Annotated in this window: 17 protein-coding genes; 15 read left to right on the forward strand and 2 right to left on the reverse strand. The window is 39.7% G+C overall.

The genetic code is table 11. From position 1 onward, the window contains the following. Window positions 1-3 precede the first annotated feature (3 nt). From ACE198_RS12645 to ACE198_RS12695, 11 genes are read left to right on the forward strand one after another with little or no spacing between them, the layout of a single operon-like run. Window positions 4-1473, forward strand: a complete 1470-nt coding sequence (locus tag ACE198_RS12645; protein ID WP_098575315.1) for an adenosylcobinamide amidohydrolase — start codon at window positions 4-6, stop codon at window positions 1471-1473. Then, on the forward strand, window positions 1467-2450 hold the full coding sequence (gene cbiB, locus ACE198_RS12650) for an adenosylcobinamide-phosphate synthase CbiB (RefSeq protein WP_375375767.1): 984 nt from the start codon (window positions 1467-1469) through the stop codon (window positions 2448-2450). The genes ACE198_RS12645 and cbiB overlap by 7 nt, the downstream gene beginning before the upstream one ends. Further along, entirely contained in the window at window positions 2407-3492 is a 1086-nt protein-coding gene (gene cobD, locus ACE198_RS12655) for a threonine-phosphate decarboxylase CobD (RefSeq protein ID WP_375375768.1), read from the forward strand. Before cbiB ends, cobD begins: the two co-directional genes overlap by 44 nt. Beyond that, complete coding sequence (locus ACE198_RS12660; RefSeq protein ID WP_251460693.1) at window positions 3465-4037, forward strand: bifunctional adenosylcobinamide kinase/adenosylcobinamide-phosphate guanylyltransferase; 573 nt, start codon at window positions 3465-3467, stop codon at window positions 4035-4037. Before cobD ends, ACE198_RS12660 begins: the two co-directional genes overlap by 28 nt. Continuing rightward, the gene (locus ACE198_RS12665; protein WP_375375769.1) at window positions 4034-5539 is read left to right on the forward strand and encodes a cobyric acid synthase; all 1506 of its coding nucleotides are present in this window, start codon (window positions 4034-4036) and stop codon (window positions 5537-5539) included. Before ACE198_RS12660 ends, ACE198_RS12665 begins: the two co-directional genes overlap by 4 nt. After that, window positions 5536-6327 (forward strand): adenosylcobinamide-GDP ribazoletransferase, encoded by a 792-nt coding sequence (cobS, locus tag ACE198_RS12670; RefSeq protein WP_375375770.1) that lies wholly within the window; start codon window positions 5536-5538, stop codon window positions 6325-6327. Before ACE198_RS12665 ends, cobS begins: the two co-directional genes overlap by 4 nt. Further along, a complete protein-coding gene (locus ACE198_RS12675; protein WP_375375771.1) occupies window positions 6285-6896 on the forward strand; it encodes a histidine phosphatase family protein in 612 nt (203 codons plus the stop codon). The genes cobS and ACE198_RS12675 overlap by 43 nt, the downstream gene beginning before the upstream one ends. After that, entirely contained in the window at window positions 6848-7282 is a 435-nt protein-coding gene (locus ACE198_RS12680; RefSeq protein ID WP_098575322.1) for a bifunctional adenosylcobinamide kinase/adenosylcobinamide-phosphate guanylyltransferase, read from the forward strand. Before ACE198_RS12675 ends, ACE198_RS12680 begins: the two co-directional genes overlap by 49 nt. A gap of 15 nt (window positions 7283-7297) precedes the next feature. After that, window positions 7298-7882: a cob(I)yrinic acid a,c-diamide adenosyltransferase gene (locus tag ACE198_RS12685; protein WP_375375772.1), complete on the forward strand. Its 585-nt coding sequence runs from the start codon at window positions 7298-7300 to the stop codon at window positions 7880-7882. Continuing rightward, window positions 7883-8374 (forward strand): ECF transporter S component, encoded by a 492-nt coding sequence (locus tag ACE198_RS12690; RefSeq protein WP_375375773.1) that lies wholly within the window; start codon window positions 7883-7885, stop codon window positions 8372-8374. It begins immediately after the preceding gene. After that, on the forward strand, window positions 8371-9087 hold the full coding sequence (locus ACE198_RS12695) for an ATP-binding protein (RefSeq protein WP_375375774.1): 717 nt from the start codon (window positions 8371-8373) through the stop codon (window positions 9085-9087). Before ACE198_RS12690 ends, ACE198_RS12695 begins: the two co-directional genes overlap by 4 nt. A gap of 24 nt (window positions 9088-9111) precedes the next feature. Here the strand turns inward: ACE198_RS12695 and ACE198_RS12700 are convergent, their stop codons facing one another. Continuing rightward, a complete protein-coding gene (locus ACE198_RS12700; protein WP_375375775.1) occupies window positions 9112-11205 on the reverse strand; it encodes a transglycosylase domain-containing protein in 2094 nt (697 codons plus the stop codon). A gap of 216 nt (window positions 11206-11421) precedes the next feature. Here ACE198_RS12700 and ACE198_RS12705 point away from each other — a divergent pair, with 216 nt between their 5' ends. From ACE198_RS12705 to ACE198_RS12720, 4 genes are all read left to right on the forward strand, one after another. Beyond that, entirely contained in the window at window positions 11422-12111 is a 690-nt protein-coding gene (locus ACE198_RS12705) for an ABC transporter ATP-binding protein (protein ID WP_375375776.1), read from the forward strand. Further along, window positions 12108-13460, forward strand: a complete 1353-nt coding sequence (locus tag ACE198_RS12710) for an ABC transporter permease (RefSeq protein ID WP_375375777.1) — start codon at window positions 12108-12110, stop codon at window positions 13458-13460. Before ACE198_RS12705 ends, ACE198_RS12710 begins: the two co-directional genes overlap by 4 nt. A gap of 107 nt (window positions 13461-13567) precedes the next feature. Further along, on the forward strand, window positions 13568-13834 hold the full coding sequence (locus tag ACE198_RS12715) for a phage holin (protein ID WP_098575329.1): 267 nt from the start codon (window positions 13568-13570) through the stop codon (window positions 13832-13834). 133 nt (window positions 13835-13967) lie between these two features. Continuing rightward, window positions 13968-15191 (forward strand): MDR family MFS transporter, encoded by a 1224-nt coding sequence (locus ACE198_RS12720; RefSeq protein ID WP_098575330.1) that lies wholly within the window; start codon window positions 13968-13970, stop codon window positions 15189-15191. 44 nt (window positions 15192-15235) lie between these two features. On the opposite strand, the gene ACE198_RS12725 is transcribed toward ACE198_RS12720, so the two are convergent. After that, window positions 15236-16180 carry an aldo/keto reductase family protein gene (locus ACE198_RS12725; RefSeq protein WP_098575331.1) on the reverse strand — a complete coding sequence of 315 codons (945 nt, stop codon included), beginning with the start codon at window positions 16178-16180 and terminating at the stop codon, window positions 15236-15238. Window positions 16181-16272: the final 92 nt, after the last annotated feature.

Genomic DNA, 16272 nt, shown 5'->3' on the forward strand with positions numbered 1-16272 from the left:
TGGATGCTAAGCGTTCAACAGGTTTCTGGCGGATACACGAGCGAAGCAGTACTGGAGGAGATTTCTTTTGAAGTGGAAAAGGGAGAACTTTTTGGAATCCTCGGACCGAATGGAAGTGGGAAGACAACCCTTTTAAAAATGCTAAGCGGTATTTTACCAATCCAAAAAGGTGAAATCCTTATCAACGGAAAACGGCTCCAGCATTACAAGGCAAAACAATTGGCCAAAATAATTGCTGTTCTGTCCCAACATTCCTCACAATCTTTCTCTTATACGGTGAAAGAGACCGTTTCACTCGGGCGTTATGCCCATCAAAAGGGTTTGTTTCAATCATGGGGTTCCGTCGATGAAGAAGTTGTTCAAAGAGTAATGAAGCAAATTGGTGTTTCAAGATTCCAAAATAAAAATATTCAGGAGTTATCAGGAGGGGAAAAACAAAGAGTTTTTCTTGCACAAGCTTTAGCCCAGGAGCCTGAAATTCTTTTATTAGATGAACCAACAAATCATTTAGATTTATCCTATCAAAAGGAATTGTTAGATTTCTTAAAACAATGGACATCAGAAAATCGTTTAACGGTCATCTCTATTTTTCATGATTTAAACCTTGCGGGGCTTTATTGTGACCGGCTGCTCCTCCTTGAAAACGGACGGATTAATATCAATCACATTCCGAATGAGGTCCTTCGTGAAGAACGAATCAGAGACGTCTACCATACCGACATTCAAAAACACCCTCATCCTAGAGTCGCTGCGCCACAGATGGCATTATTGCCAAAAGTAAATCACAACAATATCATGTTTACAATTGATGAGTCGAGGTTACAGATGTCAGAAGAATGGATTGAATTAACTTCTCCCATGCCGTTAAGAACCATGTCCTCAGGAGTAATTGGTTCGGGGACTGGATGGCATCAGTCGTTTGTGAATCGACATGTCAATAAGGATTACGAATGTAGTGACCATCGCAGAGAGATGGCCTTATTTCTAAAATCAAAAGGGTTTGAACCGTCGGAAACAGTGGGCATGATGACAGCAGTAATTTTGGAAGATGTTGTTTACAAAAGATATACGGGTACTGGCTTCTCGATATTTGTAGTGGTAACAGCAGGGGTTGGAAATGCGATTGATGCTTCCAAGAGTGAACTACATTCATTTGATATGGTACCTGGAACCATTAATACATGGATATTTATCGAAGGGGAGTTAACTGAAGAAGCCTTTATTCAAAGCATCATGACTGCCACTGAAACAAAGGTTAAGGCAATGAATGATCTAAAAGTAATGGATGAAGTGACCGGAACCTTCGCGACTGGAACCTCGACCGATAGTATATTAATTGCTGCTACCCAATCTGGCGAGGTGCTGGAATATGCAGGAACGATAACCCCATTAGGAAAGCTCATTAGCAAAGCTGTTTATCAATGCACGACAGAAGCGATTCAAAAATCAAGCAAAAGGAAACGAACATGTTAGTTTATCATTTAGCCGCGATAACCATTGCGTACATTATCGATATGTTTATTGGCGATCCACCCCACTGGCCTCATCCTGTTAAATGGATTGGTACAATGATTTCATTTCTTGAAAAACGATTAAATAAGGGAAAGTTTAAAAAATGGAAAGGGGTGGGAATGCTCCTTTTTATTTTACTCTTTGTTTATTCACTTGTATTCGTTGTAATTTTGGCAAGTTATCGTGTTCAGCCATTTGTTGGGATATTAATAGAAAGTATCATTATATCAACAACTATTGCTCAAAAGAGTTTAAAGGGAGCGGCACTAGAAGTCTATCGACCATTAAGTGTAGGGGAACTTTCTGAAGCGAGGAAAAAACTTTCTTATCTTGTTGGCCGTGATACAGAAAACCTTGATGTGGGTGAAATTGCTCGGGGGGCAATTGAGACGGTGGCTGAAAATACAAGTGATGGTGTGACTGCCCCCATGTTTTGGGCACTCATTGGCGGGGCACCACTGGCGATGGTTTATCGAGCCACAAATACATGTGATTCAATGGTGGGCCACATGAACGATAGATATAAAGAATTTGGCTGGGCTTCTGCAAAATGGGATGATGTGATGAATTGGATTCCCAGTCGATTAACAGGCATGACCATGCTGATTGGAAGTCGACCAGAAAAGACAGGTTTTAGGCAGGCATGGATGATTTTGTTCCGTGATGCAAAAAAGCATCCAAGCCCAAACAGCGGCTGGGGAGAGGCGGCTGTTGCAGCTATTTTAGGGATCCAGCTAGGTGGTATCAACTATTACAAAGGAAACTTATCTAACCGCGCAAAAATGGGTGACCCGTTTCAAATAATCCAAGCATCACAGATCCTTGGCGCCAATTCTATTCTTAGCAGGACGGTTTTTCTGTTTTTACTACTATTATGGATAGGGGGAATACTCATTGAGTTGGCCATCACATGGATCGAATCCGCAATATTTATATAAAGCTATGGGGTTAGCGCTCCCAAAGGAGTTTATCGATTTTAGCGCAAATATAAATCCACTTGGTCCACCACCTTCACTAAAGGAAAAGTGGGTGGATTTTTTTCGAGAAATTCATGTGTACCCAGATCCGTTTGCCATAAAGCTTACGGACATGATTTCAAAAGCAGAACAGACCGAGAGGGATACTATTTTAATTGGCAATGGTGGAGCAGAATTGATTACGCTGCTTGGTCGAATGCTTGCTCGCAAAAGAGTCCTTCTCGTCGAGCCGACTTTTTCAGAATATGAAGAAGTATGTCGGGTCAATCAATGTGAAATTGTCTACCATCAATTAATTGAGCCAGACTTTACATTGAATCTTAGTGATTTACGCTCTAGTCTAGAAGATGTGGATGCTTTGTTTTTGTGCAATCCTAATAACCCAACCGGTATTCACTATCCGCCGTCAACAATGATCTCGATTATAGAAGAGTGTGAAAAACGAGATTGCCTTGTCATCTTAGATGAAGCATTTTTTGATTTTTTAATCGAATATGAATCAGTTGTTCCATACATAAACAAGTTTTCAAATTTAATCATTATTCGCTCATTGACAAAGATGTTTGCGATACCAGGTATCCGCTTGGGATACTTAGTCGCACAACCAGCAATAGTTTCAGAACTGAGCAAGCTCCAATCTCATTGGAGCACTAATACCATTGCGTTATTAGCTGGGGAGCTTTGTCTTCAAAACGAAGCTTTTATTAAAGAAACACAGGAATATATTGATTGTGAGAGAAAGAGGCTTTTTTCTTTTTTTTATCACAATAACTATATTGCTTCGTCATCTGATGTAAATTTTTACTTACTACAGGACCCGCATTTACAGGATCAGTTCACATTATTTGAGTTTCTTCTTCATCAGGGCATCATTCCCCGCCATACTTTTAATTTTCCAGGCTTGGATGGAAGATGGCTGCGTTTTGCTATAAAAGGTCATGAAGAAAATAATCAATTAATGGAGGTGTTAGCTAAATGGCGGAATCAACATTCATCTTCATAACGGGTGGTGTGAGGAGCGGGAAGAGCAGTTTTGCAGAGAAGCAAGCAATAAAATTGGCAAGTAAAACTGGTGGTCGACTTTGTTATCTTGCTACGGGTGTTGCTTCTGATCCAGAAATGCAGGAACGAATTGGAAAACACCAACGGGATCGCTTAACAGGGGGCTATCAGTGGAAAACATATGAACAGTCCGTTCAAATAGGAAAGATAGCAAATGATTTTAAAGCCGAGGATGTGGTTTTACTAGATTGTCTTACCACACTATTAAATAATGAACTTTTTTCTTCGGAGCAAAAGTGGGATGAACGATTTTTAACCACCGTTAAAGATACGATCCTCACCGGGATTACTTCTATAAAAGAACGTGTGGGAACGATGTTAATCGTGAGTAATGAGGTTTTAAATGAGTCCCTCTTTGGCAATGAGATGGTGTTCACTTATGGGCGCTTACTTGGACAAGTCCATCAGTACTTAGTCAAGGAGGCGGACCAAGTGTTTTTAGTTGAAGCTGGAATTCCGATCGTTATCAAGGGGGCTATATCATGAAAGGACTCATGATTCAGGGGACAGCTTCAGATGTGGGCAAAAGTTTAATCGTCACAGCCCTGTGCCGAATCCTATCTAACGAGGGGGTAAGGGTTACCCCATTTAAATCGCAGAACATGTCTAATAACTCATATGTAACGAGAGAAGGTAAGGAGATTGGAAGAGCTCAAGGAATTCAAGCAGAGGCTGCTAGAACAGAGCCATCGGTATGGATGAATCCGATTCTATTAAAGCCCCGTTCCGAACAGGATGCTGAAATTGTTTACCTGGGGAAAGCGATTGATACCCTTTCAGGGCGCGGATATCGGGATCACTTTTATGAAAAGGGATTAGCAGTGATTAAGGAATCCCTACAGCATCTTGCTGATAAATATGATGTAGTGGTAATCGAGGGAGCAGGAAGTCCAGTTGAAATTAATTTAAAGGACCGCGAACTTGTTAATATGAAGGTGGCTGAATTGGCGGATATACCAGTTGTCCTAGTTGCTGATATTGATCGGGGTGGAGTGTTTGCAAGTATTGTCGGCACGCTTGAATTACTGGACCCTAATGAAAGGGAAAGAATCGTCGGTGTGATTATTAATAAATTTCGCGGTGATCTCAGCTTATTTGAGGACGGAGTTCAGTGGATTGAAGAGAAAACAGGTGTGCCTGTATTAGGTGTATTGCCGTTTGTGGAAAATCATATGATTGATGGCGAGGACTCATTATCGATCAGGACCCAATTTGCCTATCCGAAAAAAGGGACACTAGATATTGCTGTCATCCACCTCCCGTTTATTTCAAATTATAGTGACTTGGAGCCATTCTTATTTGAAGAAGATGTAACAATCCGCTGGGTCAAGCATGCAAGTGAATTCGGACAACCTGATGCAATTATTATACCTGGTACAAAAAGTACCATCCGTGATCTGCAAAATTTACAAGATAAACAGTTAGATATTTTAATCAAAAAACATGTGGCAAATGGTGGTTTTATTTTAGGGATCTGTGGTGGGTATCAAATCCTTGGCGAAGAATTGATTGATAAATCTGGCAGCGACACAAATATTCCTAACTTTCATGCTAAAGGATTAAGTTTGATCCCAGCGACGACTACTTTTTATCAAGATAAAGAAACTAATCCTGTCAATGCCCAGTATCATCAAGCTACTGGATTGCCTGCACATCAACGGTTAGAGGGCTATGAAATCCATTTAGGAAAGACTACCTTTTCTAATGAGGCTAAACCATTTTTAACCTTAGCCAACGGGGATGATGAGGGGTATTTCGGAAATGACGGTCAAATTATTGGTACATATCTTCACCATCTTTTTCATAATGATGAGTGGAGAAATCAATGGTTAAACATGATCCGGAAAAAGAAAGCACTGCCAGTCCAAGGGGTCAAATCTATTAGCGTGTATAAAGATAAACGATTTGATATTTTGGCAGATGAGATGAAAAGTCACTTTAGATGGGATCTGATGAAAAAGCTCATCCATCAATGGGGTACAAAATGATGAAGTTCTGGAAAGGTTTTTTAATCGATATTCAATTTTTTACGGCAATCCCGATCAAATTAGAATTGCCAATGGATCAGGAACATCTTAAAAAGGCAGTGCAGGCATTTCCGCTGGTAGGATTACTACAAGGGATCATTTATTCAGCAATCTTCTATTTTTGTTCGGAATTCACTCCATTTAGCCATCTTGCTGCAGCCTTCTTACTATGGCTGGCAACAATTTTCTTGACGGGAGGAATCCATCTCGATGGCTGGATGGATGCGAGTGATGCTTTTTTTTCCTATCAAGATCAAGAGAAAAGGCTTGAAATCATGAAGGATCCTAGGACAGGTGCATTCGGAGTTCTATCCATTTTAGTTTTATTAAGTTGTCGGTTTCTTTTTATTTATGAAAGTACAGTGAATGTTGAAAACGTACTTTTTATCATTATTGCAATGATTCCGTTTTTAAGTAAAAGTGTTATGGGAGTACTGTTGTTAACCGTGAGGGCAGCCAAAAATGAAGGTCTCGGAGCGTTGTTCCAAAAAGCAGCGAAACCGCAGTCACTTTGGCCGTATCCTTTTTACCTAATCTGTCTACTGATTTTAGTTAGTTTTTTTAGTAAAGAATTCTTCATTATAGGTATATTAATTCTGGCTGCAGCCTGCTGTACATTTCTTTTTCGCCGAAAAGCTATGAAATGGTTTGGCGGTATTACCGGGGATGTTTTAGGCGCTGCGGTGGAAGGGATTGAGTTACTATTATGGATGACCGTGTGGTTATTGCACTATTTCGTCATGGAGTAACTGAAGAAAATAAACGAAAAGCCTATTTGGGCTGGAGTGATTCCCCCTTATCACCTGAAACAAAGGATCGCGTCAGTTCAAAAAATTATGAGCATTATTATTCTAGTGATTTGCAAAGATGTGTTAAGACAGGAGAAAGATTATTTTCAAATGCTAGTATAAAACTTATCAAAGAATTACGAGAAATGAATTTCGGTCAATGGGAAGGGAAAACGTACGAAGAATTAAAAGAAAATGTTCACTATCGCAACTGGCTGAAAGCTCCTAATTTACATATTCCGCCAAAAGGTGAAGGGTATCAGGAATTTACCCAGAGGGTAGACTCTGGCTGGACAAAAATTACCGACGAGGTTCTTAGATCAAACCTAAAGAGCTGTGCGGTAATTACTCATGGTGGAGTTATTCGTTATCTGTTATCTAGGTTTGCACCGGACCGAAAAGAATTTTGGGCTTGGCAAGTAAATCATGATCAAGGGTACGAACTCATTTTTGAAAGAGAAGCACTAAGGAGAGGTGAACGATGCATTTTATTATTGGAGGTGCCTTTAACGGCAAAAGGGCATGGGTAAAGAACACCTATAGCTGTTATGAGAATAAACATTGGGTTTCAGCTTATGATGGCCGCTCTATACCGAAAAATCTAATTGATTTCGACCAAAGAGTGATCATACTTGAAGGAGTAGAAATTTGGCTAAAAGATTTAACTGCGAGATTCGATACCGATAAGTGTCGGGAATTCTGGGCAAATTGTTTGGAGGAATGGGACACTTGGGAAAATACAGCCGAGCAGCGTAAGTTAATTGTGATTGGAACTGATATATCCAAAGGAATTGTTCCAATGGAGGCAGAAAATAGACGATGGCGGGATGTAACTGGTTGGGCTTATCAAGATATCGCCTCCAAAGCAGAAAAAGTTGACGTCATTTGGTATGGATTAAACCAAACAATAAAGTAAAGGGGAATGGAAAAGATGAGAATTTACACAAGAACAGGTGATAAAGGAAAAACGAGCATCATCGGTGGAAGAGTAGATAAAGATGATACCCGCGTTGAAGCATACGGTACAGTGGATGAAGTGAATTGCTTTGTCGGTCAGGCCATTCAAGAACTAGACCCCCATTTATTTAAGGACGTGCTGGCCGATCTTGAAAAAATCCAACATGAATTATTTGATTGTGGCGGGGACCTTGCAAATGTGACGGCCAAGCGAGAATTAAAGCTTCACCAAGAATCTATTGATTACCTTGAAAAGAAAATCGATGAGTTCATTGAAGAAGCGCCTGAGTTAGAGCGATTTATTTTACCAGGTGGAACCAAACCATCAGCAACCATTCATATCGCTAGAACAGTGACTAGACGTGCAGAACGATTAGTTGTTAAGTTAGTAAAAGCTGATCCGAAAACATCTGAACTTGCGTTGATGTATCTAAACCGTTTATCAGATTATTTCTTTGCGCTGGCAAGAGTAATCAACTTCCGATTAAAGGTCAGTGATGTGGAATATGTTCGCAGTTCCAATGTGTTTAGAGATGGAAAGCGGAAGGAGGAAAAGTAAATGAAAGGAAAATGGGTTAGCGGTCTGGCCATGTTAACGGCATTGTCTGTGGTCGGAGCTATGATTAAGATTCCAGCGATAGTCGGGAGCGTCGCACTGGATGCATTCCCTGCACTTTTGGCATCAGTTTTGTTTGGGGCAGGGGCAGGTGCAATAGTGGGGGCATTTGGGCATCTAATATCGGCGTTAATCGGTGGGTTCCCACTAGGGCCCTTGCACTTTTTAATTGCTGGCGAAATGGCCCTGTTGGTTTGGGGTTTTGGGGTCATGTATAAAAATACTAAATTTTTAGCATGTGTTGTTTTCATCATTGGAAATTCCTTGGTTGCTCCGTTACCATTTATTTATTTAATGAATGTAGGATTTTATTTGGGGATTATTCCTTCCTTGCTTATTGGTTCCGTCATTAATACGGTCATCGCAATGGTTGCAATTCCCCGTCTCAATTCACTTGTATCTCATAGATTGCACAATCAGGATGTTAAACAATGAGGGATATCGTAACCATTCCTTTTAGTGAGGGGGACTCCCTTATTATAGCATGTGATAGTAGCGGAGCCATTGGAATGAAGGCGCAGGACCATGTTCATGTCTCCTATGATACGGTCGCTTATTATGCATTCAGAGTTGCCGTAATGGAATGTATTGCAGCAGGAGGAGAACCTGTTTCAGTGCTGCTCCATAATTTTTGCGGTAATGAACCATGGAATCAGTTAGTTAGTGGAATAGAAAAGGGACTGTCTGAACTAAAGTTATCAGATGTAAGGATTACTGGAAGTACAGAAAGTAACTTTCAACTTCTGCAATCTGCGATAGGGTTAATGGTCTTGGGAAAGAAGTCTTCTGCTAAAATAACTGATCTTGCTTTCACTAAACACTTGAAAATAGCTGTTATTGGTTTGCCGCTAGTTGGCAACGAAGTGATCGAACGAAACGACCAGGTTGCGCCGCTAGCTATTTTTCATGAGGTGAGTTTGATTAAGGGAGCAATGCTGTGGCCGGTAGGTTCTAAAGGGATCCTGTATGAACTCAATCAAATGTTCCCAAATGAAATGATAACACAAGAACGGGTGGTTACTACTGTTGATATCATTAAATCAGCTGGCCCATCCACCTGTTTCATTGTGTGTTTTCAACCCGATCAAGAAGAAATTATCCGAAAAATCACAGGGGAATTGTTATATACCATAGAAATAAGAAAATAGCACCGTCAGGGGTGCTATTTTCTATTAATGCTGAATTCTTTCAATGAGAGAATTAACTCCCTTGCCAACCTTATATAAAACTTGATCCAATTTTTCTTTCCAACCTGGAGCATTTTCTTTGATCTTTTGCCCGATTTTTTGAGCATTTTCATTTAATTCTTTGCTTATTTTCTTTGCCTGTTCATTGATACTCTCCATTGAAGTGCTTTTTCCTGCGAGTTTATCATTGATTGAAACAACATCAAAACGCTCTTTAGGAAGATGTTGAACGGATTTCTTCATAATCTCCTTAAAGATAGGCACCACATTAGCCGAGCTAGGACTTGGCAAGTAATGTTCCCGATCGGTTTGGTCAAACCCTATCCAGATGGCGCCAACCAGATTTGGCGTATATCCCACCATCCATTGGTCCTTCGTTCCACTAATATTATTAAAGGGCAGCTGGGTTGACCCCGTCTTTCCGGCTATTTGGACATCAGGGATACGAGCTCGCCTTGCAGTTCCTGTTTCTACTACATTTAAGAGCATCGCTGTCATTTCATCTGTGACTTCTTTTGATGTTACTTTTGTGGTTTTTGCTTCATGCTCCGCAATCACATTTCCAGTTGGACCAACTATCTTAGTAATTAAATGACTGTCTTCTCGTTTTCCGCCATTTGGGAAAGTTGAAAAGGCGTTAGCCATTTGTAAGGGGGAGACCCCTGTACTCATTCCGCCCAGTGCAATGGCGAGGTTCTTATCTGCTTTTTCGACAGGGATACCGAACTTTTTCAATGAATCGATTCCCTTATTTAAACCAATCTTATTTAAAAGCCAAACTGCAGGGATATTCAGTGACTTTTCAAGCGCCTTGTACATTTCAACCTTTCCTTCGTAGGTTTTTGAAAAATTCTCTGGTTTATAATTTCCGAACTTGATGGGTTTGTCGACGAGCTCGGATGAGTACTTGTAGCCTTCTTCAAGGGCAGGTGTATATACTGCCAGTGGTTTGATTGATGAGCCAGGCTGTGCTCGTAATTGTGTTGCCCTATTAAAGCCTCGGAATATATGCTCACCACGTCCTCCAACTAGGGCACTCACTCCGCCTGTTGCAGGGTCCATTAGAACAGAGCCACTTTGAACAAGTTTTCCCCCTCTACTGCGCGGGAACAAATAGTCTTCACTATACACTTTTTCAAGATCAGTCTGAAGATTTTGATCCATCGCTGTGTAAATTCGATAGCCTCTAGTTAGGATTTCTTCTTGGGTTAAACCATATTTATTGATTGCCTCATTCAGGACTGCATCCACATAATATGGATATTTTCTTTCCACATTGCTTCCGCCGCCATCCTTAAGACGGATTTTTTCTTTTTTCGCTTTGTTATATTGTGAACTAGTTATCATCCCTTGTTCTTTCATTTTACTTAATACAGTATTTCTTCTTTTCATAGCTAAATCGTAGTTGTTATATGGATCTAGGTAATTCGGTGAATGCAGCAATCCGGCTAGCATTGCGGCCTCACTGACAGAAACGTCTTTAATATTTTTATCAAAATATTTTTTTGAAGCGTTACTGATACCCCAGGATCCGCTCCCGAAATAAACCTGATTAAGGTACATCTGTAATATCTCGTTTTTTGTATAAACTTTTTCAATTTTTACGGCTAAAAATAATTCCTCTGCTTTTCGCTTATAGGTTCGTTCAGGAGATAGCAGGGCATTTTTTGTTAACTGCTGGGTTAACGTACTGCCGCCCCCAGTGATCCTGCCCGCAAACAAGTTACTGAAAAAGGCACGAGCAATACCCTTAATATCAAAGCCGCCATGCTCATAGAATCGTTCATCTTCGATTGCCACCACGGCATTTGGGACATACTTAGGCAGCTCCTCGATTTTTACTCCCTTGGTTCGATTGGTGGCAACATTACTTGCTATTTTCCCTTTTTTATCATAGATAACGGTCGGTTGACTAAGCCCTTGCTTTAGTGATTCTACATTTGCTCTCATCGCAATCCAACCGAAGTAAAGAATGGTTGATAAAACAACGACTAGGATTAGTAATAATGATATTTGTGTTAAATGTTTGTTCTTCCAGAAACGAACAATCTTTTCCCAATATGGATGCAATTTCTCCATGTGATCTCCTTACTTTCAAAATGTAATTTTCATTCATTATAAATATTATCAATCAAAAAGACTAGTAAAAGCCCATATAGCAAGTAATATTCCCATATGTAACCAAAAAAACTTAAGTGAATCCAACCAGTTATAAAAAATTTTATTAACTTTGTAGGGGTTAAGTGAGTAGGCTTCGTCTATTAGGGTGAAGCGATTGGGAAACAGGAGGAAATTATGATTACAATTAATAATTTAAGTCATGACTTTGTAATTGGAAAAAAAGGACAGCAAACGGTTATTCCAGTACTGAGAGATATTTCTTTTAGTGTAGAAAAGGGTGAAATCGTTACAATTGTCGGGAGAAGCGGTTCTGGAAAATCGACGCTCCTTAACTTGGTTAGTGGTTTTATTCATCCGAAAGAGGGTGAAATTTGGATTAGCGGGGAAAAGGTTTCGGAATTAAATGAATCAAGATTCGCGGATTTCCGAATTAATCATCTAGGATTTATTTTTCAAAGCTTTCAATTGATACCGAGTATGACCGCTTTTCAAAACGTAGAATTGCCGTTGATTTTAAAAGGTGTAAATGAAAAGGAAAGAAAAGTGCAAACCGAAAGTTTGCTGCAAAAAGTGGGATTACTAGATTACCAGGATCATTATCCTGGAGAGCTGTCAGGCGGGCAGCAGCAGCGGGTAAGTATCGCTCGTGCCTTAATTGTCAATCCCCCGATTATTCTTGCCGATGAACCAACAGGCAGTCTTGATAGTGAAACAGAGGAAGAGTTATTGAAATTCATTAAAGAATTAAACAGAGATTTGGGAATCACCTTTTTGATTATCACTCATGATGATAAAGTGGCTGAGATCGGGAAACGCAAGATTGAGTTAATAGATGGCCGCATGGTTGAGGAGGTGCTGGTATGAAACTAAGAGATCAATTTCGCTTCGTCCGCCAGAATATGAAGAAAAATAGAACAAGAGTATTTATGACGATTCTTGCCACAGCGATGGGTTGTGCCTTCTTAATTGTACTCGCTTCAGTAGGGTTTGGATTACAGAAATCGGTGGTAAAGGAAATCACCGAACGAAGGGTCATAACCCAAATTGATGTTCATGGTAAGGAAACAAAAAATGAAGGGGTTTATCGCGCATTAAATGATAAAGATGTCCAATTGTTTGAAAAGATAAACGATGTAAAAGCGGTGACAAGAAGGAAAATGTTACAGCAGGAGGGTGTTTTTTCAATTGGAAAATATCAAGAATCGGCACCAACCTTTGTGGCGAATTTTCCAGCTGAATTAAAAGCTGGTTTTGAATTATCGGAAGGGCATTTGCCAAAAGGGAAAAATGAAGTGGTCATTGGCTATAATTTCTTAACTAATCTTGCTGACAAGGATGCGGGCGAAGATTTGTATAATGAAAAAGGACAGATTAAAGGTGAGTATCTCTATAAAGGAGAGTTACTTGGAAAAGACATTGTATTAACTGTCCAACAGTTTAAAGAGGGAAAACAAATAGAAAAAAAGATCCCATTAAAAATAGTGGGTATCTCTAAAAAGCCAACAAAAGAATGGGCACAGGATAGTAGTGTCTTTATTTCTGATGTGATGTTAACTGAAATTGAGAGGTTTACGGGGACACCCAAAGGATACATGTTGGATATTAATACAAAAGAGATACCGGAAGATCTTGTAAACAATAAAAATATGTATGATGAAGTAAAGATTTATGCAAAAAACATGGAAGCAGTCCAAAGTATCTCTGACCAATTAAAAGAAAAGAATTATGCAACATATTCTGTTGTCAATGAATTAAAAGAGGTCAATATGGTGTTTATGATTGCAAAGGCTGGCCTTATATTTATTGGTACAATTGCTATTCTCATTGCTTCCATTGGTATTTACAATACGATGACGATGGCGGTGACTGAGCGGGCCCCTGATATTGGCATCATGAAAGCAATCGGTGCCAACCCGAAAACCATTAAACGAATCTTTCTGCTTGAAAGCAGTTATATTGGGCTAATCGGTGCTCTTATTGGGACGATCGTTTCGTATGGAATTAGCTATACGGTTAATTTTGCCATTCCATTAATTATCAAACAGGCGTTTGGCCAAGAAACAGAATTAGACCTAATTTTTAGTGATATTCCGCTTGTTTTACCGATTATCTGTGTGGTAATTTGTTACGCTGTAACTATCATTTCAGGATTACGCCCAGCACAGCGCGCAACAAAGGTTGATGTCTTAAAAGCTATGAGAAGAGAAGTGTAATGTAATGAATAAAGATTAAAACCTTTGATACTTGCGGACAACCATTTCCTCATCCAAGCATATGTTAATAGAAAGATTGTTAACTATAAAGGGAGAGGATGGGGAAGATGATTAACTGGAAAGTCCGATTAAGAAACAAGAACTGGGTAATCGCATTTGTATCCCAAATTATGATTGTGGCTCAGATGCTGCTAGAGTGTTTAAATTCCTTTGGAATCATTGATTTTCAGCTGACTGATTCGATACAGAATAGTGTGTTAACTTTTGTTAATGCCGTCTTTGTTGTGTTGTCGTTGTTAGGAATAGTACAGGATCCAACCACAAAGGGATATAAGGATAGTGAACGAGCGTTAACATACAAGGATCCAAACTAGTGTAATATAGTCAGTTCCATAATCGGGACTGGCTTTTTTGTTCTTAGAACAGTGAGAAAATTCTTTACATTAGTCATACAAATTGATTTACTAGATATTGACTAAAAAAAATTCTGAGAGGCAGTACATATATATGGTAAAAGTAAAAAACTATATCAGGCAATTTCATCCAATCGTCTGGGTGTTATTAATAGGAACCGTTTTATCACGAGGCGCTTCTTTTATGACTCTTCCTTTCCTATCTATCTACTTATCCAGGCATATGGATCTGTCGCCAATCGTCATCGGCTTAACCGTAGGGATGAGTCCATTAATGGCAACAGTTGGTGGTTTTATTGGCGGTCATTTATCAGATCGGTTTGGACGTAAACCTGTCATGCTCATCTCATTATTTACGGTCGCCCTTGTTTATTATGGATTTACGGTTGCAAATAGTGAGGGCTGGTTTATCCTTTTAAACGCATTAAACGGACTGTCCAACTCATTTTTTGAGCCAACCGCTCAAGCCCTAATGGCGGATTTAACCGATAAAGAAAAGCGGATGAAGGTATATTCATTACGATATACAGCCATGAATATTGGAGCATCGGTAGGTCCGTTAGTTGGAGCATACTTAGCCAGTACATCCGCAAAGCTATCCTTTGCAATAACTGGAACCACTTATTTAATGTATGCAATGGTGCTAGTGTACCTGATGAAGAGACTAGTCCTAACTCAGCCTGGACAAAACAAAAAGGGTGTCTCTTTCGGTGATGCATTTAAAATTATTAGAACGGATAAAGCATTAAGGTATCTAATCATTGGTATTATTTTGGTCAATATGGGCTATGTACAAATTGATTCCAACTTGCCGCAAATACTTGAAGGTACAGTCGAAAATGGCATTGTCATTTTTTCAACACTGATTACAATAAATGCGGTAATGGTTGTTTTCCTGCAAATGCCCATTAGTCACATTGCTGAGAAGTTCCGGTTAATGCAGGTAATGGTTGTCGGTGCTGTATTTATGGCAGCAGGATTAGTTGTCTTTAGTTTTGTGAACGGCTGGGTATCTGCCATCCTAGCCATTGTGTTCCTAACCATAGGTGAAATTTTAATTTTCCCTTCCAACAGCATGATGATTGATCAATTGGCACCCGAACATTTGCGTGGAACTTATTTCGGGGCAGCACAATTTCGGAAGATTGGAAATTTTTTAGGGCCAATTATTGGCGGCTTTCTACTTAGTCAGTTTCAAGGCCAAATCATGTTTTGGGTTCTCACAATCACAACTCTGGGTAGTGTGGTTTTCTTCTTAGCAGGAAATAAATTTTACAGAATTAACGAAAAAACTCCAAACCTTGAGAAAACAATTTGAGTAAAAAATGCCTCTGGAAAGGAAACCAGAGGCATCATATTTATCTATCTAAGGATATCTTCAATTCTTGCCAGAGTTTCATCGTTAAGCTTAACACCCGACGCTTTAACATTTTCCTCCAATTGCTCAGGACGGCTTGCACCGACAAGTGCACTGGCTACATTCTCTTGCCGCAAGATCCAAGCAAGGGCAAGATTAGCGAGGGAAAGTTCATTGTCTTGGGCTACCTCTTTTAAAAGTTCTACTTTATCAAGGTTCTCATCCATTAATAAGCCAAAAAGATTGCTGTATTTTTCCTGTGAAGCCCTGCTCCCGGTTGGAGCTTGTTGGCCTTTTTTATACTTGCCAGTCAGGACACCCTGGGCGAGCGGGGACCAGACAACCTGCCCAATTCCATGCTTTTCACTTACAGGCAGGACTTCTTTTTCAATATAACGTTGCAGCATGCTGTATTGCGGCTGATTGACTACTATACGGTCAAGCAGCTTTTTGTCGGCAAGATGAACAGCTTCGGTAATTTGTTCAGCCGTCCACTCACTTACTCCAACATATAAGACTTTTCCTTGACGGACTAAATCATCAAGTGCACGTAAAGTTTCGTCGAGCGGTGTATGAGGGTCATAACGATGGCAATAATATACGTCTACATAATCAGTGTTAAGACGTTTAAGACTAGCATGGCATTGTTCAATTACATGCTTACGAGATAATCCTTTATCATTCGGACCATCACCCATTGGCCAGAATACTTTAGTAGCCAATACAAAAGAATCACGTACATATTTTTTTAGGGCCTTTCCTACTACGATTTCAGCTTCCCCACGCATATAAACATTGGCCGTATCAAAAAAGTTGATCCCTAATTCGTAGGCTTTATCAATCGAAGCGGCTGCATTTTGTTCCTCTACATAGCCTCCGTATGTAAGCCAGCTTCCTAAGCTTATTTCACTTACCTTTAAGCCAGTGTTTCCTAATCGACGATATTCCATTTTATTAATTCCCTCCTAAAAAATTTCGTTACTCAAAATAAAAATACAACAAAATTTACCTAAAAGTCCACAATTTAGTGAGTTTTTGCTAA

It is taken from the genome of Neobacillus sp. KR4-4, from assembly GCF_042136325.1.
In the GTDB taxonomy this organism is placed as follows: Bacteria; Bacillota; Bacilli; order Bacillales; family Cytobacillaceae; genus Neobacillus.

Coding starts and splice junctions, on each gene's coding strand:
- ACE198_RS12645 (WP_098575315.1), top strand. CDS start 4: ATGCTAAGCGTTCAACAGGTTTCTGGCGGATACACGAGCGAAGCAGTA.
- cbiB (WP_375375767.1), top strand. CDS start 1,467: ATGTTAGTTTATCATTTAGCCGCGATAACCATTGCGTACATTATCGAT.
- ACE198_RS12660 (WP_251460693.1), top strand. CDS start 3,465: ATGGCGGAATCAACATTCATCTTCATAACGGGTGGTGTGAGGAGCGGG.
- ACE198_RS12665 (WP_375375769.1), top strand. CDS start 4,034: ATGAAAGGACTCATGATTCAGGGGACAGCTTCAGATGTGGGCAAAAGT.
- cobS (WP_375375770.1), top strand. CDS start 5,536: ATGATGAAGTTCTGGAAAGGTTTTTTAATCGATATTCAATTTTTTACG.
- ACE198_RS12675 (WP_375375771.1), top strand. CDS start 6,285: ATGGATGACCGTGTGGTTATTGCACTATTTCGTCATGGAGTAACTGAA.
- ACE198_RS12680 (WP_098575322.1), top strand. CDS start 6,848: ATGCATTTTATTATTGGAGGTGCCTTTAACGGCAAAAGGGCATGGGTA.
- ACE198_RS12685 (WP_375375772.1), top strand. CDS start 7,298: ATGAGAATTTACACAAGAACAGGTGATAAAGGAAAAACGAGCATCATC.
- ACE198_RS12690 (WP_375375773.1), top strand. CDS start 7,883: ATGAAAGGAAAATGGGTTAGCGGTCTGGCCATGTTAACGGCATTGTCT.
- ACE198_RS12695 (WP_375375774.1), top strand. CDS start 8,371: ATGAGGGATATCGTAACCATTCCTTTTAGTGAGGGGGACTCCCTTATT.
- ACE198_RS12700 (WP_375375775.1), bottom strand. CDS start 11,205: ATGGAGAAATTGCATCCATATTGGGAAAAGATTGTTCGTTTCTGGAAG.
- ACE198_RS12705 (WP_375375776.1), top strand. CDS start 11,422: ATGATTACAATTAATAATTTAAGTCATGACTTTGTAATTGGAAAAAAA.
- ACE198_RS12710 (WP_375375777.1), top strand. CDS start 12,108: ATGAAACTAAGAGATCAATTTCGCTTCGTCCGCCAGAATATGAAGAAA.
- ACE198_RS12715 (WP_098575329.1), top strand. CDS start 13,568: ATGATTAACTGGAAAGTCCGATTAAGAAACAAGAACTGGGTAATCGCA.
- ACE198_RS12720 (WP_098575330.1), top strand. CDS start 13,968: ATGGTAAAAGTAAAAAACTATATCAGGCAATTTCATCCAATCGTCTGG.
- ACE198_RS12725 (WP_098575331.1), bottom strand. CDS start 16,180: ATGGAATATCGTCGATTAGGAAACACTGGCTTAAAGGTAAGTGAAATA.